The 24,533-nt window shown below is 34.2% G+C and carries 23 protein-coding genes; 12 read left to right on the top strand and 11 right to left on the bottom strand.

Annotated features, from left to right (window positions below; all coding sequences use genetic code 11):
* Positions 1 to 4: 4 nt before the first annotated feature.
* From BMZ76_RS13655 to BMZ76_RS13600, 12 genes are all read left to right on the top strand, one after another.
* Positions 5 to 835: a type 1 glutamine amidotransferase gene (locus BMZ76_RS13655; protein WP_091207928.1), complete on the top strand. Its 831-nt coding sequence runs from the start codon at positions 5 to 7 to the stop codon at positions 833 to 835.
* Between the two features lie 14 nt (positions 836 to 849).
* Entirely contained in the window at positions 850 to 2,040 is a 1,191-nt protein-coding gene (locus BMZ76_RS13650; protein WP_091207925.1) for a hypothetical protein, read from the top strand.
* A 459-nt stretch (positions 2,041 to 2,499) separates the two neighbouring features.
* A complete protein-coding gene (locus BMZ76_RS13645) occupies positions 2,500 to 3,063 on the top strand; it encodes a gluconate 2-dehydrogenase subunit 3 family protein (RefSeq protein WP_091207922.1) in 564 nt (187 codons plus the stop codon).
* A 52-nt stretch (positions 3,064 to 3,115) separates the two neighbouring features.
* Positions 3,116 to 4,819, top strand: a complete 1,704-nt coding sequence (locus tag BMZ76_RS13640) for a GMC oxidoreductase (RefSeq protein ID WP_091207919.1) — start codon at positions 3,116 to 3,118, stop codon at positions 4,817 to 4,819.
* Between the two features lie 10 nt (positions 4,820 to 4,829).
* On the top strand, positions 4,830 to 5,981 hold the full coding sequence (locus BMZ76_RS13635; RefSeq protein ID WP_244281823.1) for a Gfo/Idh/MocA family protein: 1,152 nt from the start codon (positions 4,830 to 4,832) through the stop codon (positions 5,979 to 5,981).
* A gap of 46 nt (positions 5,982 to 6,027) precedes the next feature.
* Positions 6,028 to 7,080, top strand: coding sequence for a sugar phosphate isomerase/epimerase family protein (locus BMZ76_RS13630; RefSeq protein ID WP_091207912.1), 1,053 nt, complete (start codon positions 6,028 to 6,030; stop codon positions 7,078 to 7,080).
* 13 nt (positions 7,081 to 7,093) lie between these two features.
* A complete protein-coding gene (locus BMZ76_RS13625) occupies positions 7,094 to 7,474 on the top strand; it encodes a c-type cytochrome (protein ID WP_244281822.1) in 381 nt (126 codons plus the stop codon).
* A gap of 104 nt (positions 7,475 to 7,578) precedes the next feature.
* Complete coding sequence (locus BMZ76_RS13620) at positions 7,579 to 9,036, top strand: Gfo/Idh/MocA family protein (RefSeq protein ID WP_091207905.1); 1,458 nt, start codon at positions 7,579 to 7,581, stop codon at positions 9,034 to 9,036.
* A gap of 32 nt (positions 9,037 to 9,068) precedes the next feature.
* Entirely contained in the window at positions 9,069 to 9,806 is a 738-nt protein-coding gene (locus BMZ76_RS13615; protein ID WP_091207900.1) for a 3-keto-disaccharide hydrolase, read from the top strand.
* A gap of 62 nt (positions 9,807 to 9,868) precedes the next feature.
* The gene (locus BMZ76_RS13610; protein WP_091207897.1) at positions 9,869 to 11,107 is read left to right on the top strand and encodes a nucleoside permease; all 1,239 of its coding nucleotides are present in this window, start codon (positions 9,869 to 9,871) and stop codon (positions 11,105 to 11,107) included.
* A 10-nt stretch (positions 11,108 to 11,117) separates the two neighbouring features.
* Entirely contained in the window at positions 11,118 to 12,011 is an 894-nt protein-coding gene (locus BMZ76_RS13605; RefSeq protein ID WP_091207995.1) for a hydroxypyruvate isomerase family protein, read from the top strand.
* Between the two features lie 19 nt (positions 12,012 to 12,030).
* Positions 12,031 to 12,906, top strand: a complete 876-nt coding sequence (locus BMZ76_RS13600) for a sugar phosphate isomerase/epimerase family protein (protein WP_091207894.1) — start codon at positions 12,031 to 12,033, stop codon at positions 12,904 to 12,906.
* A 120-nt stretch (positions 12,907 to 13,026) separates the two neighbouring features.
* Here the strand turns inward: BMZ76_RS13600 and BMZ76_RS13595 are convergent, their stop codons facing one another.
* The 11 genes from BMZ76_RS13595 to hisB form a co-directional block, all read right to left on the bottom strand.
* A complete protein-coding gene (locus BMZ76_RS13595; RefSeq protein WP_091207892.1) occupies positions 13,027 to 14,682 on the bottom strand; it encodes a M1 family metallopeptidase in 1,656 nt (551 codons plus the stop codon).
* A gap of 59 nt (positions 14,683 to 14,741) precedes the next feature.
* The gene (locus BMZ76_RS13590; protein WP_091207889.1) at positions 14,742 to 15,788 is read right to left on the bottom strand and encodes an alkaline phosphatase D family protein; all 1,047 of its coding nucleotides are present in this window, start codon (positions 15,786 to 15,788) and stop codon (positions 14,742 to 14,744) included.
* 145 nt (positions 15,789 to 15,933) lie between these two features.
* Positions 15,934 to 17,148 (bottom strand): ATP-grasp domain-containing protein, encoded by a 1,215-nt coding sequence (locus tag BMZ76_RS13585; protein ID WP_091207884.1) that lies wholly within the window; start codon positions 17,146 to 17,148, stop codon positions 15,934 to 15,936.
* Between the two features lie 3 nt (positions 17,149 to 17,151).
* Positions 17,152 to 18,585: a leucyl aminopeptidase family protein gene (locus BMZ76_RS13580; RefSeq protein ID WP_091207880.1), complete on the bottom strand. Its 1,434-nt coding sequence runs from the start codon at positions 18,583 to 18,585 to the stop codon at positions 17,152 to 17,154.
* 86 nt (positions 18,586 to 18,671) lie between these two features.
* Positions 18,672 to 19,817 carry an alpha/beta hydrolase gene (locus BMZ76_RS13575; RefSeq protein ID WP_091207876.1) on the bottom strand — a complete coding sequence of 382 codons (1,146 nt, stop codon included), beginning with the start codon at positions 19,815 to 19,817 and terminating at the stop codon, positions 18,672 to 18,674.
* 120 nt (positions 19,818 to 19,937) lie between these two features.
* Positions 19,938 to 20,543 (bottom strand): bifunctional phosphoribosyl-AMP cyclohydrolase/phosphoribosyl-ATP diphosphatase HisIE, encoded by a 606-nt coding sequence (gene hisIE / locus BMZ76_RS13570; protein ID WP_091207873.1) that lies wholly within the window; start codon positions 20,541 to 20,543, stop codon positions 19,938 to 19,940.
* A gap of 83 nt (positions 20,544 to 20,626) precedes the next feature.
* Complete coding sequence (gene hisF, locus BMZ76_RS13565) at positions 20,627 to 21,382, bottom strand: imidazole glycerol phosphate synthase subunit HisF (protein ID WP_091207869.1); 756 nt, start codon at positions 21,380 to 21,382, stop codon at positions 20,627 to 20,629.
* A 24-nt stretch (positions 21,383 to 21,406) separates the two neighbouring features.
* The gene (locus BMZ76_RS13560) at positions 21,407 to 21,712 is read right to left on the bottom strand and encodes an NIPSNAP family protein (protein WP_091207866.1); all 306 of its coding nucleotides are present in this window, start codon (positions 21,710 to 21,712) and stop codon (positions 21,407 to 21,409) included.
* Between the two features lie 20 nt (positions 21,713 to 21,732).
* The gene (locus tag BMZ76_RS13555; protein WP_091207863.1) at positions 21,733 to 22,497 is read right to left on the bottom strand and encodes a 1-(5-phosphoribosyl)-5-[(5-phosphoribosylamino)methylideneamino]imidazole-4-carboxamide isomerase; all 765 of its coding nucleotides are present in this window, start codon (positions 22,495 to 22,497) and stop codon (positions 21,733 to 21,735) included.
* Positions 22,498 to 22,594: 97 nt separating this feature from the next.
* Positions 22,595 to 23,182, bottom strand: coding sequence for an imidazole glycerol phosphate synthase subunit HisH (gene hisH / locus BMZ76_RS13550; RefSeq protein WP_091207858.1), 588 nt, complete (start codon positions 23,180 to 23,182; stop codon positions 22,595 to 22,597).
* A gap of 77 nt (positions 23,183 to 23,259) precedes the next feature.
* Positions 23,260 to 24,396, bottom strand: coding sequence for a bifunctional histidinol-phosphatase/imidazoleglycerol-phosphate dehydratase HisB (gene hisB / locus BMZ76_RS13545; protein ID WP_091207854.1), 1,137 nt, complete (start codon positions 24,394 to 24,396; stop codon positions 23,260 to 23,262).
* Positions 24,397 to 24,533: the final 137 nt, after the last annotated feature.

The following is a 24,533-nucleotide window of genomic DNA, read 5'->3' as shown; positions in this document are numbered from 1 at the left end:
AGTTATGTCGAATAAAATCATAAAAATAGCGCTTTTGGATATGTACAACGGAGAACCTAATCAGGGAATGCGATGTATTATTGATATTGTCAATCGGTTTAATCCCGTCGTCGGTTTTGAAATATTTGATGTTCGCGGAAAATGTCACTTGCCGGAAATAAAAAAATTCGACATTTATATTTCAACGGGAGGACCAGGAAATCCATTAATTGGAGATGGAGATTGGGATGTCAAATATTATGAATTTATTGATTCTTTGAACAAATGGAATACGGAGAACGCTGTTAAAAAACATGTTTTGTTCATTTGTCACTCATTTCAGATGGCTTGTTTGCATTTTGGATTGGCCACAATAACCAAAAGAAATGATACTTCTTTTGGTGTGATGACTATGCATAAAACTAAAGAAGGGCAAACAGATTCTTTATTTGAAGGTTTGGCGGATCCTTTTTATGCTATTGATTCTAGGGATTATCAGGTGGTACAACCAAAACTTAGTATTTTTGCTAAAAAAGGAGCCAAGATTATTTCATTAGAAAAAATTAGGGATCACGTGCAATACGAACGCGCGATTATGGCGGTACGATTTACAGACTACTTTGTAGGTACTCAATTTCATCCTGAAGCTGATCCGATAAGCTTTGTTGCTCACATGAGAAACAAAGAAGCAAAGGAAAAAATCAAAAAAATGAAAGGGAAAAAGAAATTTAGAAACATGCTGGAAGATTTATTAGATAATGATAAAATTTACAGAACTAATGAAACCTTGATACCAAATTTCCTCAGAATAGCAATTAATGACTTGATGAAAACAAAAAAAATGCTTTCTAATTAATTCAATCCTTTCAAATGATTTCAAAATATCGGGAGTTATTCAATGCTCAATTTACAGAAAAAAAATATCAGGAATTTAAAGATGATATTGCTTCCGATTTTAATTACCTTCCTACTTTCAGGTTGGCGGAAACCCCTTTTTTTATTTCAAAAGAGTTGCAGTCCCAATTGATTGAAGGTTGTAATGAAGTTATAGCTTTTATTCAAAAAGAAGACTTTAAGTTACTTACTGACAAATCATTAGAATTAAACATAAAAGTACCAAATGAGGACGAACATACTACTTTTCTAGCGATTGATTTTGGCATTTGTGAAGAAGATGGAAAAATTATTCCTAAACTTATTGAAGTGCAAGGATTTCCTTCTTTGTACAATTATCAGTTCAATGTGTATGAAAAGTTTAAGAATCATTATCCGATTCTTAAAGAACTGACTCCATTTATCAATGACATTACACAACAGCAATATTTGGATATTTTAGAAGAAGCAATTTGCAACAATCGTCCAAAAGAAAATGTTATTCTTCTTGAAATTGAACCCGAAAAACAAAACACCAAAATTGATTTCTATTACTGCAAAAGAGATATTGGAATCCCAATTGTTTGCGTGACGGAGTTAATAAAAAAAGGCAAACAACTGTTCTATAAAAATTCAACAGGCGATGAAATTCTTGTAAAAAGAATTTATAATCGGGTTATTTTTGATGAATTAAATCTGAGAACCGATTTACAACTTAATTTTAGTTTCTCAGATGATTTAGATGTGGAATGGGCGGGTCATCCCAATTGGTTTTTTAGAATCAGTAAATTTATTTTACCTTTATTGAAAGGAAAATATTTTATCGAAACAACTCTACTAAGTGACTTAAAAGAAATACCTAAAGATTTAGAAAACTATGTTCTAAAACCGCTTTTTTCATTTTCAGGAACAGGAGTTATTTTCCATGTAACCAAGGAGGATATTGAATCCGTTGTTGAAAAAGAACTTTATATTCTTCAAAAAAAGGTAAACTACCTTCCTATTGTGCAATCTCCAGACGGAAAAGTAAAAGCCGAAGTGCGTTTACTTTGCGTTTGGAAAAAAGACGATGTCGCTCCTACTCTACTGTGCAACTTAGTCCGTTTGAGTCGAGGTGAAATGATTGGCGTAAAATTCAACAAAGACAAAGATTGGGTTGGTGGTACCCTTGGATTATTTGAAAGATAAACTTAAGTTAAATCTAAATAATTCCATTTTTTAACACTGACTAAACTTTAAATTACTTTTAATTTTTTATTACAGAAGCCATCTTTTCTAATTATTCAGCAATAAAATTTCTAACTGTTTACATGCTTATTTTTACTGATAACGTCATTTTAACGCATTGAAAATTATTTCAACGAATGTTCAACGGTATCTTATAGTAAAATACTCGCTAAAAATATATTAATTTTATTTTTTGGAGCGGTTTTTCTTCCTTTTTTCTTTTGGAAATATAATTTTTTATTTAAAATCTTAGATTCCAGCGACACTTTTATGAATTTTTTAAAGTGTTTCCCTTAATAATTTGAAAAATATGGAATTATTCAATAATTTAACATAAATAAAATTAAGGTGTTTTTTTTTTCTTTATTATTGTAAGGTTATAATAATTTGAGAATAATCAACAACTTTAATAATTAGCAAATGAATAGAAGAGAAGCACTTAAAAACGTTGCGTTTTTGATGGGAGGAGCAATCTCAGCAACTACAATGGGCGTTTTGTTTGAAAGTTTTACTTTACCCGAAAAAGAAAAAAATTATGTGTCTTTTTCTGCTACGGATGAAGAAATTTTGGCTGAATTCGCCGATATCATTATCCCGACAACAGCATCTTCGCCAGGAGCAAAAGCTGCAGGACTCGGTGCTTTTATTCCAATGATTATTAGAGATTGTTATCCTGCAAATATGCAAGAAATTTTTGCCTCAGGATTAAAAGCAATGCAATATAAATGTTCTAAAGAATTCAATAAAGACTTCTTGTCGATGTCCATTCAAGAACGTCAAAAACTAATGACTTCGTTAAGGGATGAGGCAATTGCTACTAATAAAGCACCCTCTTTCTTTTTGATTGCAAGAGATTTAACAATTTTAGGGTATTATTCTTCAGAAATAGGCTGCACACAGGCTCGTGAATATCTTCCTGTTCCAGGAAGTTACGACGGAAGTGCAGACTACAAACCTGGACAAAAAGCTTGGGCAACCAACTAATTGTTATTGGAACCTTCTATTACATATATATATTAAATAAAAAATACTACACGTGAATATAAATACCAATTTAAAAGAGGAAAATACTTATGATGCTATTGTAATAGGATCAGGAATTAGTGGTGGTTGGGCTGCAAAAGAACTTACTGAGAAAGGTATGAAGGTTTTGATGTTAGAACGAGGCATGAACATTGAACACATCAAAGATTATGAATCGGCCATGAAAGCACCTTGGGAATTTGAACACGCAGGAAAACTGACACAAGAACAAATTGCTACACATCCGGTACAAACAAGAGATTATCCTTATAATGAAGCTACCGAAAAATGGTGGGTGAATGATATTGAATGTCCGTATACCGAAGACAAACGTTTTGACTGGTACAGAGGTTTTCATGTTGGTGGAAAATCTTTAATGTGGGGACGTCAAAGTTATCGTTTTAGTGACCACAATTTTGAAGATAATGCAAAAGATGGTCATGGTAATGACTGGCCTATACGTTATAAAGATCTTACGAAATGGTACAATTATGTAGAAAAGTTTGTCGGAATCAGTGGGCAGGCCGAAAACTGGCCTCTTTTGCCGGATGGTAAATTTTTACCTCCAATGGATTTAAATTGTGTAGAGAAATCAGTTAAAGAAAGATTAGAAAAACATTATAATAAATCACGTATTCTGACAATTGGTAGAACCGCCAACTTAACTGTGCCTCACAAAGGTCGCGGTAGTTGTCAATACAGAAATTTGTGCAGCCGAGGATGTCCGTTTGGAGCGTATTTCAGTACGCAATCTTCTACTCTACCTGCTGCGATGGCAACCAACAGATTAACAGTGAGGCCCTATTCAATTGTGAATCATATCATTTATGATAAAGACACTAAAAAAGCAAAAGGTGTGATGGTTATTGACGCAGAAACAAATGAAACTATGGAGTTTTATGCTAAAATTGTTTTTGTTAATGGTTCCACTTTAGGTTCAACATTTATTTTATTAAATTCTACTTCAGAAGCACATCCTAATGGAATGGGTAATGCCAGCGGACAATTGGGACATAACTTAATGGACCACCATTTCCGTTGCGGTGCTGAGGGAACTGCTGAAGGTTTTGAAGATAAATATACTTACGGAAGACGAGCCAACGGAATTTATATTCCAAGATACCAGAATGTAGGAAATGATAAAAGAGATTATTTAAGAGGTTTTGGATATCAAGGTGGTGCAAGCAGAGGATCATGGCATAAAGAAGTAGCCGAACTGGCTTTTGGTGAAAATTTTAAATCTACCATGTCACTACCTGCTGATTCATGGAGTATGGGATTGGGTGGTTTTGGAGAAATGCTGCCTTATTATGAAAATAAAGTGTACATCGATCACAGCAAAAAAGACAAATGGGGACAACCTGTTTTGGCCATTGATTGTGAATACAAAGAGAATGAAGCAAAAATGCGTGAGGATATGATGAATGATGCTGCCGAAATGCTAGAAGCATCTGGAATCAAAAATGTAAGAACCTATGATAATGACTGTTATCCAGGTATGGCTATACACGAAATGGGTACAGCGAGAATGGGTAACGACCCTAAAGATTCTGTATTAAATAAATGGAATCAAATGCACGAAGTGAGTAATGTATTTGTAACCGATGGTTCTTGTATGCCTTCTATCGCTTGTCAAAATCCATCATTAACATTTATGGCTTTAACGGCTCGTGCTTGTGATTATGCGGTAAAAGAATTAAAAAAAGGAAATATTTAGGTTCATCGTTATGAGAAAATTAAGAATGGGAATGGTCGGCGGTGGCCAAGATGCCTTCATTGGTGCAATTCACCGCTTAGCCGCCAATATGGATGGACTAATCGAATTAAGCTGCGGAGCATTAAGCATTAAGCCAGAAACAGCTATTGCATCTGGTAAAGCGTTGTTTCTTCCGGAATCAAGAACATATTTGACGTATGAGGAAATGATTAAAGCTGAAGCGGGTTTGCCTGCTGATGAAAGAATCGATTTTGTTACTATTGTCACACCAAATTTTGCTCATTTTGCACCTGCAATGATGGCTTTGGATCATGGTTTTAATGTGGTAATTGAAAAACCAATGACTTTTTCATTGGAAGAAGCAAAATTATTGCAGCAAAAAGTTGAAGAAACAGGATTGATTCTTTGTTTAACACATACCTACTCCGGCTATCCAATGGTCAAGCAAGCCAAAGCGATGGTTAATGAAGGAAAATTGGGAAAAATTAGAAAAGTTTGGGTAGAGTATCCGCAAGGGTGGTTAAGTAAATTATCCGAAAGAGAAGGTAATGCGCAAGCGGCTTGGAGAACTGATCCGACTAAATCAGGTAAAAGTTCCGTAATGGGCGACATTGGAACTCATGCAGCACATCTAGCCGAATATATTACCGGAGCCAAAATTACGGATGTTTGTGCTGAATTAAACACTCTAGTCGAAGGACGTGTAATGGATGATGATGGAGCTGTTTTGTTAAAGTTTGACAATGGTTCCAAAGGTGTTTTAATGGCTTCACAAGTAGCTGCCGGTGAAGAAAATGCATTAAGAATAAGGGTTTATGGTGAAAAAGGTGGAATCGAATGGTTTCAACATGATCCAAACACTTTAACGGTTAGGTGGTTAGATGAACCAACTCAGGTTTTAAGAGCTGGATCTAACTATGCACATTTATCTTCATTTGCAACACACAATTGTAGAACTCCAGGCGGACATCCCGAAGGTTATTTAGAAGCATTTGCTAATATTTATCGCAACTTTGCTTTAACCCTCAACTGCAAATTAGATGGTACAACTCCTACTCCTGAAATGTTAGACTTTCCTTCTGTTGAAGATGGAGTAAGAGGAATGGCGTTTATTGATAACGTAGTAGCATCATCACAATCTGATAAAAAATGGACTCCTTAGGTTTTGTAATTAATTAGGAATTCACAAAAGTTTAGACAAATATAATATGACAACAATACAAGGTCCAGCAGTATTTTTAGCCCAATTTATAAGTGATGAAGCGCCTTTTAATTCTTTAGATGGGATTTGTAAGTGGGCCGCTGATTTAGGTTTTAAAGGTATTCAAATGCCAACATTAGATACCCGTTTCATTGATTTACAAAAAGCCGCCGAAAGCAAAATCTATGCAGATGAACTTAAAGGTACCATTGCTTCCTATGGATTAGAAATTACAGAGTTGTCTACGCATCTTCAAGGTCAGTTAGTAGCCGTTCACCCCGCTTATGATGATTTTTTTGATGCTTTTGCTCCGGTAAATGTACATGGAAACTCTAAAGCGAGGCAAGAATGGGCTGTTCAACAATTAAAATATGCAGCTAAAGCATCCCAAAATTTAGGTTTAAATGCTCATGCCACCTTTAGCGGTTCTTTACTTTGGCAATATTTTCATCCTTGGCCTCAAAGGCCACCCGGCTTAATTGAAGATGGTTTTGCTGAATTAGCCAAACGCTGGTTACCAATTTTAAATGAATTCGATGAAAATGGAGTCGATCTTTGTTATGAAATACATCCTGGCGAAGATTTGTTTGATGGGGAAACCTATGAAATGTTTTTAAAGGCGGTAAATAATCATTCCAGAGCGTGTTTGTTGTATGATCCGTCCCACTTTGTATTACAACAGTTAGATTACATTCAATACATTGATTTTTATCATGAAAGGATTAAAGCTTTTCACGTAAAGGATGCCGAGTTTAACCCTACAGGAAAGCAAGGGACTTTTGGAGGATATCAAAATTGGGTAAACCGTGCAGGCCGTTATCGTTCCCCTGGAGATGGTCAAATTGATTTTAAATCTATTTTCAGCAAACTGGCACAATATGATTTTAAAGGCTGGGCTGTTATGGAATGGGAATGCTGCATTAAAAATCAAGAGGATGGCGCCCGAGAAGGCGCAGCATTTATAAAAAATCATATTATAAAAGTTACCGATAAAGCATTTGATGATTTTGCTGCTGTTGAAACAAATAAAGCTTTTAACAAAAAAAACTTAGGATTATAAAACTTAAATATAAATGAAAATGAAATTAAAATATTTACTTTTTGGGATGGCTTTAGTGAGCCTAACCTCATTTTCTAATGATAATTTAGACACAAAATATATTAAAGCTACTAAAAAAACAGCCGCCATTTTTCAAACATCGGATGGTGAAAAATTAATCGCTAAATCTGATTGTGTTGGATGTCATAAACTAGACAAGAAACTTATAGGCCCCTCCTATTTAGATATTGCAAAAAAATATCCTTCGAACGAAAAAAATATTGCTTATTTATCTGGTAAAATAATAAAAGGTGGTTCGGGAGTTTGGGGAACAATACCTATGTCTGCACATGCGTCGCTTAAAAAGAATGATGCAAATTCTATGGCAAAGTATATTTTATCCCTAAAAAAATAAATCAAAATGCGCTTTTAAATATTCTACATAACTTTAGAATGCCGAAAATAAAGCCATGATGTTGCACTATTTTAGTGCTATTAACTAAACTAGATTAAAAATCAATGAAACAAAAAGAAGAAGAAGATAAAATCACAAATAACCGCCGTGATTTTATAAAAACAACTGCTATAGCTGCTGCAGCTTTTATGATTGTTCCCCGCCATGTTTTAGGGAGAGGATTCGTTGCACCAAGCGATCGTTTATCAATAGCCAGTATTGGCGTTGGTGGAAAAGGTAAATCTGATATCGCTATTTTTGCCAGCAGTGGAAAAGCTGATATTTCTTTTTTATGTGATGTTGATACTAGAAGAGCCGCTGCAAGTGTAAATGCATTTCCTAAAGCTAAATTTTACACCGACTGGCGCGAAATGTTAGACAAAGAACATAAAAATTTCGATGCAGTTTCAGTTTCAACTCCGGACCATAATCATGCTATTCAAGCGCTTGCTGCTATGCAGTTAGGAAAACATGTATATGTTCAAAAACCTATGGCACATGATATTTACGAAGCCCGTATTCTGACTAAAGCTGCCAAAAAATATAAGGTGGTTACCCAAATGGGAAATCAAGGTGCCTCAAATGATGGTACCCGAATAATGAAAGAATGGTATGATGCGGGTCTAATTGGTGATGTTCACACGATACATGCATGGACAGACCGCCCGGTTTGGCCTCAAGGTATTCCGTGGTCTGCCAATAAATCCGATATTCCAAGTGAATTAAATTGGGATTTGTGGTTGGGAACCGCTCCTCACAAAGAGTATGTAAATAAATTAGTGCCCTTCAACTGGCGAGGATGGTGGGATTATGGTACTGGTGCTTTAGGAGATATGGGTTGTCACCTGCTAGAAGCTCCTTTTAGTGTATTAAACTTAAAATATGCCAAAGATGTACAATGTAGTGTTGGTTCTGTATATGTAGATGAATTTCAAAGAGGATATTTTCCTGAAAGTTGTCCACCTTCTAGTCACGTTACATTAACTTTTCCAAAAACTGATAAAACAAATGGTGACATCGCAGTGCACTGGATGGATGGAGGAATCCAACCTGAAAGACCTTCCGAATTAGGTTCGAATGAAATTTTTGGAGATGGCGGAAATGGAACATTGTTCACAGGTACAAAAGGAAAAATGATGTGTGATACCTATGGTTTAAATCCTCGGTTGCTTCCTTTAAGTAAAAATGAAAATCTACAAGTTGCTCAAAAATATGCAAGGGTGATCGATGGTGCCGAAGGACATTACAAACAATGGATTGAAGCAGCAATTGCAGGTTATGGAAAAAAAGAATTAAGTTCTCCTTTTGAAATTGCAGGTCCTTTAACAGAAGCATTATTGATGGCAAATCTTGCTATAAGAGGATATGATGTAATGAGAGAAGAGCTTGGAGAAGAAGTGTATCCGGGCCGTTCAGCAAAATTACTATGGGATAATGATGCCATGAGAATTACCAATTTTGACGAAGTTAATCAATTTGTGAAACGAGACTATCGCCAAGGTTGGAAAGCTTTAACTTTATAAACAAGATTACCTAATAATTCAAAAACTTAAAAATGATTAAAAATATTTGTACCTCCTTAATGGTTATACTAATGATTCAAACCGCAAATGCACAACAGGCACCAATACCCAAAGGATTTAAATCAATTTTTGATGGACAATCCACAGCAGGATGGCATTCTTACGGAAGAAAAACAGCTGGTTCAGGTTGGAAAGTTGAAGATGGCGTATTGCATTTTGATCCTTCTGCTGCCCAAAATGGTCAAGGAGGCGATCTTGTTACTGATCTTGAATACGAGAATTTTCATTTGAAATTAGAATGGAAAGTAGCAGCAAATGCAAACAGTGGTATTATTTTCTTCGTTAACGAGGATTTGACAAAATTCAAAAACACTTATGAAACAGGTCTTGAAATGCAAGTGTTAGACAATGATGGTCACCCTGACGGTAAAATTGAAAAACACCGTTCAGGAGATTTGTATGATTTAGTAAAAAGTACTTCAGAGCCTGTTAAACCTGTTGGAGAATGGAATTCTGTTGATGTTGTATGTAAATTTGGAAAACTGACAATGTTAGTTAATGGTGTAAAAGTTGTTGAAACAACACTTTGGGATGCTAATTTCAAAAATTTAGTTGCCGGCAGTAAATTTGCTACTTGGCCTGGTTTTGCAGCTTTCAAAAAAGGAAAAATTGCTTTGCAAGATCACGGTGACAATGTATGGTTCAGAAACATCATGATTAAAGAATGGAATACTATGAAAATTACAACCGGATGTGAGGCCGGAATGTAATTGAAGAAAAAGTATTAAAAAAAACTAAAACTAACCAAACCAAAATAAAAATTAACCAACCAATGAATAGCACCATCCGAATAAAATTATCCATAATGATGTTCCTAGAATTTTTTATCTGGGGCGCATGGTTTGTAACTCTTGGAACATTTCTGGGAAATAACTTAAAAGCATCAGGTTCAGAAACTGCCGCTATTTTTTCTACACAATCCTGGGGCGCTATTGTTGCACCTTTCATCATAGGTTTAATAGCTGACAGATATTTTAATGCAGAAAAAATTTTAGGAATTCTTCATCTCGTAGGTGCCTTTTTAATGTATCAGATGTATCAATCAGAAGAAGTGGGAATGTTCTATACTTATGTTTTAAGTTACATGATTTTATATATGCCAACATTAGCTTTAGTAAATTCTGTTTCTTTCAATCAAATGAAAGATCCTGAAAAAGAGTTTGCTAATATTAGAGTTTGGGGAACTATTGGTTGGATCATTGCGGGACTTTCAATCAGTTATTTATTTCATTGGGATTCTGCCGAAGGAATAAGTTCAGGTTTACTTAAAAACACTTTTTTACTAGCTGGTATTGCTGCCTTTATTTTAGGTTTATTTAGCTTTTCATTACCAAAAACGCCACCAAAAGTAAGTGATGAAAAAATAAAAATTGGAGATATTATAGGTCTTGATGCTTTAAAATTATTGAAAGATAAAAACTTTGCAATATTTTTTGTTTCATCTATTCTAATTTGTATTCCTCTTGCTTTTTATTATCAAAATGCTAATCTCTTTTTAACTGAAGCCGGTGTTGAAAATCCAACGGGGAAAATGGCAATTGGACAAATATCTGAAGCCTTATTCTTATTATTGATTCCGGTATTTTTTACACGTTTTGGTTTCAAAAAAACGATTTTAATCGGGATGTTAGCATGGGCAATTCGTTACGTTTTATTTGCTTATGGCAACGGTGGAGACTTAAGTTTCATGTTGATTATAGGTATTGCTTTGCACGGTATTTGTTACGATTTCTTTTTTGTTTCGGGTCAAATTTACACCAATTCAAAAGCGGGAGAAAAATATAAAAGTGCTGCTCAGGGTCTCATTACATTAGCTACCTACGGAGTTGGTATGTTAATAGGTTTTGCTGTTGCAGGTTGGATAACAGATAATTATAAGCTGGCAGACGGTGCTGTAAACTGGCAGATGGTGTGGATTATTCCTGCTGGTATAGCTATCGTTGTATTTATTCTTTTTGCACTTTTATTTAATGAAAAAAACAAAGGAGAAGAATCCACTTCTGCTGTATAAAAAATTAAAAATGAGTGCTAATTTAAATAGAAGATCTGCAATAAAAGGAATATTAGCCGGAACAGTTGCGATGGGAATTCCTTCTGGATTTTCTGCTTTGGCTATGGCAAAAAATGAAGCAGCAACACAATTGGGTAAATTGAAAGGAAATATAAATCACTGCGTTTCTCGGTGGTGTTTTAATGACATAGATTTAGATACTCTTTGCATCGAATCCAAAAAGATGGGAATTACCGGGATTGATCTAGTGGGTCCTAAAGATTGGCCAACCTTGAAGAAATATGATCTTGTTTCTACAATGTGCAACGGTGCAGAGATTAATTTAGTAGATGGTTTTAATGATGTTAAATTCCACGAAACGCTTTTAAAAAACTACACTGAAATGATTCCGCTAGTGGCAAAAGCCGGTTATAAAAATCTGATTTGCTTTAGCGGAAGCCGACGAGGAATAACTGATGAAGAAGGTTGGAATAATTGTGTTATTGGTTTGCAAAAACTAATTCGATTGGCTGAAAAACACAATGTGATTTTAGTAATGGAATTGCTAAACAGTAAAATTGATCATAAAGATTACCAATGTGACCGAACATCCTGGGGAGTAGAATTAGCAAAACGCTTGAATTCAGAAAACTTTAAATTGCTTTATGATATTTATCACATGCAAATTGATGAAGGTGACGTGATTAGAAACATAAGAGACAATCATCAACATATTGTACATTATCATACAGCCGGCGTTCCGGGACGAAATGAAATTGATGAGACTCAAGAATTAAATTATTCCGCAATTATGAAAGCAATTGCAAAAACTGGTTTTAAAGGTTTTGTGGGTCAAGAATTTATTCCTAAAAACCCGGACAAACTAGCTTCTTTGAAACAGGCTATTGCAATTTGTGATATTTAACTAATCTAAAAAATAACTCATGATAAAAAGAAGAGAATTTTTAATTAATACTGGTTTGGCTCTAGGCGCATTAGCCCTTGCTCCTACATTTGCTTTTGACTCAAAAAGGAGACCTATAGGAATTCAATTATGGACCTTGCGTGACACGTTACCAAAAGATGTTAAAGGTGTTTTAGCTCAAGTTGGTAAAGCAGGATTTTGCGAAGTGGAAACTTTTGGTTACTCAGTTGACAAAGGTTTTTTTGGAACTTCAGTACGCGATTTTAAATCTATATTGGATGATAACGGTTTAAAAGCAACAAGTAATCATTTCGATTTCAATTCGATGATTAAAGATGGTTCAACTGATCTTGTAAAATATTATGTAGAAACCGCAAATCAGTTAGGAAGTGAATATGTGACGGTACCATATATTGTTTCAGAATTGCGCGGAACTACTGGTGATGCTTATAAAAAATTAGCCTTGCAAATTAATAAAGTAGGAGAACTTTGTAAAGAAGGAGGTTTGAAATTAGCGTATCATAATCACGATTTTGAATTTACTAAATTTGGTTCAACGAATGGATATGAGATTTTATTGAAGGAAACTGATAAAAACTTAGTTGATTTTGAAATGGATTTATATTGGGTAGTTCGCTCTGGAAATGATCCACTGCAATTATTCAAAAAATATCCGGGACGTTTTTCAATGTGGCATGTAAAAGATATGGATAAAGTAAATCCAGATTGGAATGCAGAAATTGGAACTGGAACTATAGATTTTAAATCGATTTTTGCTCAAGCTAAACTTGCTGGAATGAAACGTTTCTTTTTGGAACACGAATCAAACTACAAACCAAATCCAGTAGAATCTGCTGCAACAAGTTTTAATTACATTCGGAAAAACTTGATCTAAATAGTTTTAAATAAAAATAGGGATACTTTTTGTGTCCCTATTTTTTTGAGTAATTAATTTAAAATATTTTTATTCAAAAACTGCTTATAGAATTATGATAATCAATGAATTAAGATTAAATTATTCCGTAATATCAAAACCAGCGACATAGAAATTTTTATTTATTTCCATTATAGCATTTTCAGTATTTGCTGTAACATTCTTCCATTTTATTTCCGGTTGCAACAATTCTTCTTTTCCGTTTAGAGTTACTTTCACGGGCATATTAAAACCAGCTACACAATTTGTCCAGCGATACCCCAGTTGATTATCTTTGAAAAAATATTCAAGTGTAGGAATTCTGGTGTCTCGTAAGTACTGATTAAAAACAGTTAATAAATCGAGTCCGACTTTTTGACTCATATAATTCTCAATTTGTTTTGTAGTTACCGTTTGGTGATAAAAAGTACTATTCAAACCTCTTAAAATTCCTCTCCATTTTTCATCATCATTTACTAATTGGCGTATAGTGTGAAGCATATTGGCGCCTTTAGGATACATATCGCCTGAACCTTCATTATTTACATCGTAATTCCCGATTATTGGTTTGTCATTTTTGATATTTTTTCTGATTCCTCTCACGTACTCAAATCCTGCTTCTTTCCCATAATAATATTCGACAAAAAGACTTTCAGAATAGTTCGTAAAACTTTCGTGAATCCACATATCAGCAATATCTTTATACGTGATATTATTGGCAAACCACTCGTGTCCAGATTCATGAATTATGATAAAATCAAATTTTAATCCCCAACCCGTTCCGCTCAAATCACGACCCAAATAACCATTTAGAAATTTGTTTCCATAAGTTACTGAACTTTGGTGTTCCATTCCTAAATATGGGGCTTCAACAAGTTTGTAGCTGTCTTCGTAAAAAGGATACGGTCCAAACCAATGTTCAAAAGCCTTTAGCATTTTTGGAACATCCTGAAATTGTTTTTTGGCTTTCGCCAAATTGTCCCTCAAAACATAATAACTGCAATCTAAATTACCTTTTTCTCCTTTATATTTTTCTGAAAATGAAACATAATCTCCTATATTTATGTTTACACCATAATTATTAATTGGATTTGACACATACCAATTATAAGTTTTTGTATCATCTTTTAGTTGTTTAACACTAATCAGACGACCATTCGATACATTTGTCAAATTTTTAGGAACATTTACACTAATCAGCATATTTTCCACTTCGTCATACATGTGATCTTTGTTTGGCCACCAAACACTCGCTCCTAATCCTTGACATGAAGAAGCAATAAAAGGCTTACCATTATTGTCTTTTTTCCATGTGATTCCTCCGTCCCATGGCGGATTTACGGCAACTTTTGGTTTTCCTCCATAATATATGGTCAGTTCTTTTATTGCACCTTTTGTTTGAAGAGCAATTAAATCAATAAAAAATGCATTTCCTTCCCTTCTGTATTTTAAAGTTTTTCCATCTTGAATGACCTTAAAAATTTCCATGGGATTCTGTAAATCAATTTGCATATTGTTGTATTCCTGTAGCACCTTATATTTTATGGTGTTCGAACCAGAAATAGTGCTGTCTGCGGGATTTACTTTAATATCAAGATGGTAGTTTTTTACATCCCACCAAGCTCTTTCTTTGGTAATACTTCCACGTATCGTGTCTTGTCTAGTAAATATTTCTTCTTTTTTTTCTAGAAGGCCTTGCGCATTTACACCATTAAAGATGAGAAATGAGATAAAAATAAGACTGCATTGTTTTTTCATAATGAATTCATTTTGGACAAAAATAACCTTTAAAATTATAGAAATAAAATTCCTTAAATTTATTTACCGGGATATATCTGAACATATTCTTGAAGTAATTTATTTTGTTTTCCTCTAATTTCCATAATTACTTTATTGTTTTTAAAGTCAAATTTTAATAAACCAAAATTGATATCCGTAATCACTTCTCCTTTTACATAAGGATTTTCTTCACCAGAAAAAGAAGTATAGGTATGTGTCAATCCACTCGAGGTAAAATCTACTATCGGATACGCTAATTTAGCAACATTTTTGGAAGAAAATGTAGCAATATGGCGATCTCCCGATATTATAAAAGTACCTTGAGCTTTGGTGGAAATTATTAATTGCTCTAATTTTTCTATTTCATGAGGAAAATTTCCCCAGGCTTCAAAACCATGTTTATCGGATAAAAACTGAATACTGCTTACTATTACGTTAAATTGAGCATCGGAATTTCTAAGTTCTTTCTTTAGCCAATTCCATTGTGCCTTTCCCAGTAATGTCCCTTCACCATATTTATTGGGTTGAAAACGCTTTTTTGAATCGGTGGCTTTTGTTAGTGCTGTTCTAAAAAAACGAGAATCCAATACAATTATTTTGACTTTATTTCCCTCAACAACAATGGTTTTTGCAGTATAAATTCCGTCTCTTTTTCGTTCTGAAGCCTTTTTTGAAGTTCCTAAAAAGTCTAATAATAGCTGTTGGCTTTCTCTTTTAAAAGGATATTCTGCCCCGCCGTCATTCACACCAAAATCGTGATCGTCCCATGTTCCCAATACGATTTTGTATTTAATAAATTTGAGATAATCAGAATCCTGTTTCTGAATTTCATAATTATTTTTAAGAAAATACATGTCTGATGTATCAGAATACACATTATCGCCTCCCCAAATCCAAACGGACGGATGATTTTCATCTATCGCTGGCCAAAGTTCATTTTTAATTTTTTGGTCGTCGCAGGAACCGAAAGCAACAGTAAAATATTCATTTTGAACCGGTTTATGAGTTTCAATTTGACTTATTTGATCAAACGATTTACAACTAATAAATCCTAAAAAACTAAAAAGAAAAATTATTTTTTTCATGTGATGAAGAAATGGAAGAGGTTATTTAATTTTAAAATTCCAACGAAGATATAAAAAACTGTGTCGTTGCACTTTAACTAAACTTTAAATAAAAAAGCGACTATTTCTATTGAAACAATCGCTATTTTTAATTCGGCAAAAGCATTTAATGTAAGTTTGTTACTTTAATTTGTTCTACGACAGCTGTGAAATCATTGGCTAAACGATTGCCATAATCTTCTAAAAGTTCTAAAACACGCTGCTGATTGTCTGATTTTACAATTAATCCTGCATGATATTCCAGTGGAACTTTAAAGCAAACTTCAGGATCTGAAAAGGATGATAAATTAGGGTGCTGGAATTTTGACAACGTCAGAACGATTCCGGCATATCCTTTTTTTACTTTTGGGAAAACATATTTATCCGCTTTTACTAATCCGTTTTCAATTGCTGCCCACTCCTTCCATAAATTAATATTGGAAGCTTCGGCAACCATTTCTGCTAAATGTGCTCCTCCCACGCGTGAAGATGTTTCCAGAAAATAAATCTTACCATCTTCATTACTTTTAATAAATTCAGTATGAGCGGCTCCATGTTTCAAACCAAAGCCTTTCATCACTTGTTCATTTAATTTTTTTATCGCAATATCATCTTCTGAATTATATTTAATATTAGCTGAACGGAAAACACCGCCATCTTGAGAAATTTCCATTGGTGTGGCTAAATATTTTGAAGTTAAACTAAAGATTACTTTACTGTCCGAAATCAAACTATCACAATGATACACATCGCCTGGTTTGAATTGTTCCAATAAATATTTGAATCTATTATTCCCCATTTCATTAATATTAATCCACAAACTCTCTTTGTCATGTATTTTTATAATTCCTGTTGCCGAAGCTTCGGAACGAGGTTTTAAAACCCATGGAGCTTCGATAGTTTCAGCAAAAGTATTGATGTCATGATCGTTAAATAAGGAACAAAAAGCAGGAATGGGTATCCCACAACTTTTGGCCCTCATACGCATGGCGAGTTTATCTCTAAAATAACGTCCAGTGGTTTGTCCCATTCCGTCGATACGGAGATTTTCCCTTAAATATGTAGCTTTTTCCACATCATAATCATCCAAAGCTACAATGGCATCAATTTTTGTGGACTTCATGAAATTCCCGACACCTAACAAAAGATGTTCTAAATTCCAATCGACGTCCTGACCTTCCATGTAGAAAATCTCGTCAATATGTTGATGGGGCCACGGTTTATCCTTCAGTTTTTCACTCGTCACTAAATAGACTTTGTTGCCTAACTTTTTTAAATTAATTAAAAAATCGGCACCTTTGAAATAATTTGAAATACAAAGAAAGGTTTTAGAGTTTTCCATTGGTTATAAATTTTCAATGAATTTAGTCAATAAATGAACACCGAAGGCTGTTGCGTGTTTACTTTTAGCAAATTCATCATCTCCAAATGCCACTCCTGCAACATCCAGATGCGCCCAAGCTTTGTGTTCCTTGGTAAAATATTCTAGAAATTTGGCAGCACTTATGGCTCCCGCAACTGGTTTTCCGCTATAATTTTTTACATCGGCAATATCACTTTCAATATCTGATTTATATACATCCCAAAGTGGTAAAGGCCACAAACGTTCTCCAATTGAATCTCCGTTTTCTTGCAATTTCTTCGCCATTTCTACATTATTGGTAAACAAAGCAGCACATTCATAACCAAGAGTAGCCACGCTGCTTCCGGTAAGTGTAGCAATATCAACAATATATTCTGGTTTGAAATTTTTAATTAAATACGATAATCCATCGGCTAAAACAAGTCGCCCTTCAGCATCCGTATCGATAATTTCTATAGAATGCCCGCTATAGCTGTGAATTACGTCGCTTGGTAAAAATGATTTGCCATCCACCGCATTTTCAGCACAAGGAACAATTGCAGTTACTTTTACAGGTAATTGTAAATCAGCAATCAGTTGCATCGCTCCAAAAACTGCTCCACCACCGGCCATATCACATTTCATGTGAACCATTCCGGCTGTTTTTATATTTATTCCACCGGTATCAAATGTGATTCCTTTTCCAACGAGTCCAACGTGTTTCATGTGTTTAACTTCAGTTACGGGAGTGTAATTCATGATAATAAACTGTGGTTCATTTTCACTTCCTTTTCCAACTGCTAAAAATGCGCCGAGACCAACTATTTTTGAAGCTTCATACCCGAGAACTTCTACATCAAATCCGTATTTTTCTCCCGTTTCTTTGGCCCAATTCGCTAAGTATTTCGGATTGATTGTATTTGGTGGCAAATCGACCAAATTAAAAGTACTCAATTGTGCTTTTGCAATTTTAATTCCTTTTTTGGCTGCAGCCAAATAATCATTCTCACTTACCAAATTCAATGTGAATTCAGGATTTAAAAAAGGATGTTCTTGTTTTTCAGATTTAAAATGACCCAAATTATACGTTCCTAGAAGCAAACCGGAAACCATCGCTTCAACCTGTTCTTCAATACATTGTTCCGGTATAACTAAAGCAACATTTGAACTGAAATTTTCTTTCTGTTTCGATGAAATACGTCTAAAAATAGTTTTTAAAGATTTGTAATTAATTGTTTTTCCCAAACCAATAAAGACATACGTATTGTCATTTTTTTCGGCTAAGTAGTGTGTATCTTTTTTTCCAAAAAAAACGTTAGAGGCAATCTCCAATCCATTAAATGCGATGGGAACAATACTTTTTGAATAGGTTTCAAAAACCGGAATCAAAATTGTACCTGAAAAACTATCTAAATTTGTTACTGTTCTTGTTGTCATTTTCTTTAATTTTAAAGCTTTTTGATTAAATTTAATGTTACTGTGTATGCTTTATTCTTAAGATTGAGTTGCAATAAATTGCGTCTCTACGAATCTTTTGTATTAAAAAATAACCACTCAATTGCTTTAGGAAATTCATCACTCCAATACGTTTCGCTGTGTTTTCCTTGCCTGTTAATACTTAAATTAATTTGGGAATTATCTTCTATAAATTGGTTGGAAATTAAATCATCCTGAAACTTTTTGACGTGCTCAATCATCGTTTTACTTTCATCACCGCCTGCATATAAATATATTTTAGTATCGGCCGTATTCACTTTCTTTGCATCAATTTTCAATTCCGGAACCACCCAAAGTGATGGCGAAAAAATCATCAGTTTACCAAATGTTTCGGGATTTCTGAGACCACTAAAAATACTGATTAATCCGCCCATCGAACTTCCTCCTATTCCTGTGAATTCACGTTCTTTTTTGGTTCTGAAATTACTGTCTACATAAGGTTTTAGCGTATCAGTCACAAAACGGATGTATTTCTTTCCTTGTCCTTTTCCTAAAACTGTTTTCCCTACATTATATTCTTTTATACGATCTTCCTCAGCGTGTTCAACAGCAATAATTATTATTTTTCCAATTTTATACTCGGACATAACTGCCAGTTTTTTGTCAATTTCCCAGTTTCCGAATTCGGCTGTTTCATTGAATAAATTTTGGGCATCCTGCAAATACATCACCGGATAACTCTCACTCGAATTATCGTAATCATGTGGTAAAAGCGCCCAAATTTTCCTGATTTTATTAAGTTGCGGGATTTTAAATTCATCTGATATCAACTGCACTTGTGGCAAATACGATTGTTTATAAGGCAACCAGTTTTTCCTCCATCTTGCAACATGTTCATTTTGTATGCCGGTATAAGCAAATGTTGAACGATTTTCGGTACGATTTCCATGACTATCAATTTCAACTTCACTCCAATCCCCTTTTGTAAATTTATACAAAAGCACAGTAGGATAATCAAAATCATGAGGGAATTTATAATGATACGAACCATTTCCAATCTTTTCCATCACAAATTCTTTGTCCTGTGTGCGCCAATTATTAAAATTTCCTGAAATATAAACTGGTCGAGAATCATCTTCGTCAGTTGTCAGAATTATGTGTAGTCCTGTATTAATTATGGAATCGTTTACATCTGGATTAAAGGTGGTATTATCTGTATTCAGTACGTGCATGCGCTTCTTTTATTATAAATTATAGTAAATATAGTGGATTGGCCTTGGAAATAAAAGAAAAAAGAAAACCCAATAGCAAATGAATTTCCTATTGGGTTTTCTAAATGAAAATTAAATAAACTAATTTTTCTTCTGGCGACTTTTCAAAACAGCAACAACATCATCTAATTTAAAACCTTTGGCTTGCAACAAAATAAGATAATGAAAAAGTAGATCAGCACTTTCGCCCAAGAATAAATCATCATTGTCATCTTTTGCTTCGATAACCACTTCAATCGCTTCCTCGCCTACTTTCTGTGCAATTTTGTTCATTCCCAATTTAAACAACGAAGCCACATAACTTTTTTCGGAATCTGCATTTTCTTTTCGAAGTTGAATAGTATCTTCTAACGTCGTCAGAAACCCATAATCGGATTTATTTTCGTCAGCCCAACACGTATCAGTTCCTTTGTGACACGTTGGTCCTTCTGGTTTTACTTGTATCAATAACGTATCATTATCGCAATCGTTTTTAATGTCAATCAAATTCAGAAAATTTCCACTTTCCTCCCCTTTTGTCCAAAGCCTTTGTTTTGTGCGACTATAAAATGTTACTTTTTGAGTGTCAACTGTTTTTTGGTACGCTTCAGCATTCATGAAACCCAACATCAAAACCGTTTTGGTTTCACTGTCCTGAATGATGGCAGGAATTAATCCGTCTGTATTTTTTGAGAAATCTATGTTCATATTTTTAATTTAAAGATTGAAAAATTAAAGATTGAAAGATTATCTAATCCGATTTTCTTTTCTCTTTATTCTATTATCTGTTTCTATATCCTAACTTCGATATTGTTGCTTTTAAGCGCTGTTTTTAATGTTTTGATTTTAATTTCTTTAAAATGAAATACGCTTGCCGCCAATGCCGCATCTGCTTTTCCTACCAGAAAAGAATCTACAAAATGTTGAATGTTTCCTGCGCCACCGGAAGCAATTATTGGAATATTAACTAATTTAGAAAGTTTGGCCAAAGCTTCATTTGCAAACCCATTTTTAGTTCCGTCATTGTCCATTGAGGTAAACAGAATTTCGCCTGCGCCTCTTTGCTCCACTTCTTTCGCCCAATCAAATAAATTCAATTCAGTTGGTATTTTCCCTCCCATTAAATGCACAATCCATTCTCCATCTATCTGTTTGGCATCAATAGCGACAACAACACACTGGCTTCCAAATTTCTGTGCCAAATCATTAATCAATTGCGGATTCTTAACCGCTGATGAATTGATGGAAACCTTATCAGCTCCGTTTTGAAGCAATATTTCAACATCCAAAACAGAAGAAATTCCACCACCAACGGTAAAAGGAATATTAATCGTTGAAGCAACCTTCCGAACCAATTCAACTAAGGTTTTTCTTCTTTCTTCTGTTGCAGAAATATCCAGAAAGACTAATTCATCCGCGCCTTCATCAGAATATATTTTGGCTAATTCTACCGGATCTCCTGCGTCACGTAAATCCACAAAATTAACACCTTTTACGGTTCTTCCGTTTTTTATATCAAGACAAGGTATAATTCTTTTTGTAAGCATATCTGTTTGTTGTTAAAAGTCTTATTATTCAAATACTGGGCGCAAAAAAGTTCGTTCATAACTTAAAATACATCTTGAATCTTCTGCAATTTTGAACGCTTCGATACACTCTTGATCTTCTAAAATTAGTCTTCTGTAATTTTCATATTCGGATAAACTAGCAAACGAAAACATTGCAAATGCCACGTTATTTGCACCTTCAGACGGCAAAAAATAACCATGATGCTGTCCACCAAAACGGTTAACTAATTTAATCCATCTTTTACCATACTCTTCAAAAATATCCAATTGAAAAGGGTCAATAATATATTTTACGTAACAAGTTATCATAATTTATGCTCTGAATTTGACTATTTACTAATTATAAACTGTTCCAATTGTTTTAACGAAATTCGTCCTTCGTAAATTGCTTTTCCGATTATTGTTCCTTCACAACCTAATTCGGCTAGCCTTGGCAACTCATTAAAAGTTGAGATTCCTCCTGAAGCAATCAATTTTATGCCGTTGGCTTCCGCCAACTTCTCGACTCCGCTCGAAGTGACAGAGCATTCATCAAGTATTTTTTTATATAAATCAAAACTTGGTCCTTCAAGCATGCCGTCTTTGGCAATATCCGTACAAATTACATATCTAATTCCTTTATTTTGATACTCTTGTATAAATGGAATCAAATCTTCATTCGAATCTTCTAACCAACCAGAAACTGCTACCTTTTCATTATTAGCATCTGCCCCCAAAATAATTTTATCCGAACCATATTCCGCAATCCATTTTTCGAATAGTTCTCTATTTTTAACGGCAATGCTTCCGCCAGTAATTTGATTTGCACCACTTTCAAAAGCGATTTTTAAATCAGAATCCGATTTTAATCCACCACCAAAATCAATTTTCAGTTTGGTTTGAGAAGCAATTTGTTCCAATATCTTATAATTGACAATTTGGCTTGACTTTGCTCCATCTAAATCAACCAAGTGCAAATATTCGATTCCGTGCGCTTCAAATGATTTCGCCACTTCAAGCGGATTTTCATTGTATATAATTTTGGTATTGTAATCGCCTTTTGACAAGCGAACACATTTTCCGTCTATGATATCTATTGCAGGTATTATTCTCATTTATTTTTATTTAAAGATTTAAAAATTGAATTATTTAAAGATTAATTATGTTGAACAAAGAATTTTAGATTCTCTCATTTTTTAATCTTTTAATTTTTCAATCCTTTAATTTTAAGAAATTACCCAAAATTTGTTCTCCTACGTCACCACTTTTCTCTGGGTGAAATTGTGTTCCGTAGAAATTATTTTTTTGAAGAGCTGATGCATACTCAACTTCATAATTAGTTGTTGCAATGGCTTCGAGACAATTTGGCACATAAAAACTATGTACTAAATACATGTATTCGTTTTCATTAATTCCTTTAAATAAAAGTGATTTCAAGTTGTAAATTTGATTCCAGCCCATTTGAGGCACTTTTACTTTTGGCGTAAATTTAATCGCATCAACATCAAAAATACCCAAACCCGTTGTGTTTCCTTCCTCCGATTTGTTGCACATCAATTGCATGCCCAGACAGATCCCTAAAACGGGTTGTTTTAAAGTTGGGATTAATACATCAAGACCACTGTCAATAAGCATTTCCATCGCAAAACTAGCTTCGCCAACACCTGGAAATATAACCCGGTCCGCAGCCTTAATTTCTTTCCAATCATTACTCAAAACAGCCTCAAAACCTAATCTTTCAATAGCAAATTTTATGCTTTGAATATTTCCTACTCCGTAATTTATGATTACAATTTTCATCTCTTTCAACCATTAATAAATTAAGTTTTATTTTAGACGTAACGCCTAATAATTCATAATTTATAATTCATAATTTTTTAAAGCATTCCTTTTGTCGAAGGCAAAATCATCTTTTCCGTATCACGTTTTACTGCTACTTTAATCGCTTTTGCAAAAGCTTTAAAGATCGCTTCAATCTTGTGATGCTCATTTGTACCTTCTGCTTTGATATTAATGTTGGCTTTGGCGCCATCCGAAAACGATTTGAAAAAATGAAAAAACATTTCCGTCGGCATTTTCCCAACCATCTCCCGTTTAAATTCGGTTTCCCAAACCAGCCAGTTTCTCCCTCCAAAATCAATTGCCACTTGTGCTAAACAGTCGTCCATTGGCAAACAAAAACCGTAACGTTCTATTCCTAATTTATTTCCTAATGTTTTTGCAAAAACTTCGCCCAAAGCAATTGCTGTATCTTCAATCGTATGATGTTCATCTACTTCTAAATCTCCTTTTACAAGAACTTCTAAGTCCATTTGTCCGTGGCGCGCGATTTGGTCGAGCATGTGGTCAAAGAAAGCAATCCCGGTTTCAATTTTACTTTTTCCGGTTCCGTCAAGGTTCAATTTGATATAAATATCCGTTTCGTTCGTTTTTCTTTCGATGGAAGCGGAACGCTCCTCTAATTTCAAAAACTCATAAATTACTTTCCAATCGGTAGTTTGTAAAGCAATAACGAAGTCTAATTCTCCTCTTTTTGAAGAAATTTCATCTCCTCCCAAAGCTTCATTTGTATCAATAAAAATCGCTTTTGAACCTAAGTTTTTTGCTAATTCTACATCTGTTATTCTGTCTCCAATGACGAATGAATTTGCTAAATCATATTCCGGATTGTCAATATATTGTGTCAACATTCCAGTTGCAGGTTTGCGAGTCGGTGCATTTTGGTACGGAAAAGTTTTGTCAATAAACACTTCTTTAAAAACAACTCCTTCATTTTCAAACGATTTCATAATAAAATTATGAACTGGCCAAAAGTTGATTTCGGGATGAGAATCCGTTCCCAAACCATCTTGATTGGTAACCATAACCAGTTCGAAATCCAATTCTTTTGCTATTTTAGCTAAATATTGAAAGGCGTTTGGATAAAATTCTAATTTTTCGAAACTGTCTAACTGATAATCATTTGGTTCCAAAACCATTGTTCCGTCACGGTCTATAAAAAGTATTTTCTTCATTTAATTAATATGCGCTATGCTATTTTAAATTAGCTATTTGTCTCTTATTTTGTTCTTGTATGAATAATCAAATCTTTTTGGGCGTGTCCCTGTGGGTCGGGCTATACGTTCCCGCTTTTTTACAGCCTCGTTCCTCT

The organism is Flavobacterium xueshanense, from assembly GCF_900112975.1.
Classification (GTDB): Bacteria; Bacteroidota; Bacteroidia; order Flavobacteriales; family Flavobacteriaceae; genus Flavobacterium; species Flavobacterium xueshanense.
Note: the sequence above shows the minus strand (reverse complement) of the source record. Positions and strands in the feature narration are given on the sequence as shown.

Coding starts and splice junctions, on each gene's coding strand:
- BMZ76_RS13650 (WP_091207925.1), top strand. CDS start 850: ATGATTTCAAAATATCGGGAGTTATTCAATGCTCAATTTACAGAAAAA.
- BMZ76_RS13620 (WP_091207905.1), top strand. CDS start 7,579: ATGAAACAAAAAGAAGAAGAAGATAAAATCACAAATAACCGCCGTGAT.
- BMZ76_RS13605 (WP_091207995.1), top strand. CDS start 11,118: ATGAGTGCTAATTTAAATAGAAGATCTGCAATAAAAGGAATATTAGCC.
- hisF (WP_091207869.1), bottom strand. CDS start 21,382: ATGCTTACAAAAAGAATTATACCTTGTCTTGATATAAAAAACGGAAGA.
- BMZ76_RS13585 (WP_091207884.1), bottom strand. CDS start 17,148: ATGGAAAACTCTAAAACCTTTCTTTGTATTTCAAATTATTTCAAAGGT.
- hisB (WP_091207854.1), bottom strand. CDS start 24,396: ATGAAGAAAATACTTTTTATAGACCGTGACGGAACAATGGTTTTGGAA.
- BMZ76_RS13595 (WP_091207892.1), bottom strand. CDS start 14,682: ATGAAAAAACAATGCAGTCTTATTTTTATCTCATTTCTCATCTTTAAT.
- hisIE (WP_091207873.1), bottom strand. CDS start 20,543: ATGAACATAGATTTCTCAAAAAATACAGACGGATTAATTCCTGCCATC.
- BMZ76_RS13575 (WP_091207876.1), bottom strand. CDS start 19,817: ATGCACGTACTGAATACAGATAATACCACCTTTAATCCAGATGTAAAC.
- BMZ76_RS13555 (WP_091207863.1), bottom strand. CDS start 22,497: ATGAGAATAATACCTGCAATAGATATCATAGACGGAAAATGTGTTCGC.
- BMZ76_RS13580 (WP_091207880.1), bottom strand. CDS start 18,585: ATGACAACAAGAACAGTAACAAATTTAGATAGTTTTTCAGGTACAATT.
- BMZ76_RS13615 (WP_091207900.1), top strand. CDS start 9,069: ATGATTAAAAATATTTGTACCTCCTTAATGGTTATACTAATGATTCAA.
- BMZ76_RS13560 (WP_091207866.1), bottom strand. CDS start 21,712: ATGATAACTTGTTACGTAAAATATATTATTGACCCTTTTCAATTGGAT.
- BMZ76_RS13610 (WP_091207897.1), top strand. CDS start 9,869: ATGAATAGCACCATCCGAATAAAATTATCCATAATGATGTTCCTAGAA.
- hisH (WP_091207858.1), bottom strand. CDS start 23,182: ATGAAAATTGTAATCATAAATTACGGAGTAGGAAATATTCAAAGCATA.
- BMZ76_RS13645 (WP_091207922.1), top strand. CDS start 2,500: ATGAATAGAAGAGAAGCACTTAAAAACGTTGCGTTTTTGATGGGAGGA.
- BMZ76_RS13635 (WP_244281823.1), top strand. CDS start 4,830: ATGAGAAAATTAAGAATGGGAATGGTCGGCGGTGGCCAAGATGCCTTC.
- BMZ76_RS13630 (WP_091207912.1), top strand. CDS start 6,028: ATGACAACAATACAAGGTCCAGCAGTATTTTTAGCCCAATTTATAAGT.
- BMZ76_RS13655 (WP_091207928.1), top strand. CDS start 5: ATGTCGAATAAAATCATAAAAATAGCGCTTTTGGATATGTACAACGGA.
- BMZ76_RS13590 (WP_091207889.1), bottom strand. CDS start 15,788: ATGAAAAAAATAATTTTTCTTTTTAGTTTTTTAGGATTTATTAGTTGT.
- BMZ76_RS13600 (WP_091207894.1), top strand. CDS start 12,031: ATGATAAAAAGAAGAGAATTTTTAATTAATACTGGTTTGGCTCTAGGC.
- BMZ76_RS13625 (WP_244281822.1), top strand. CDS start 7,094: ATGAAAATGAAATTAAAATATTTACTTTTTGGGATGGCTTTAGTGAGC.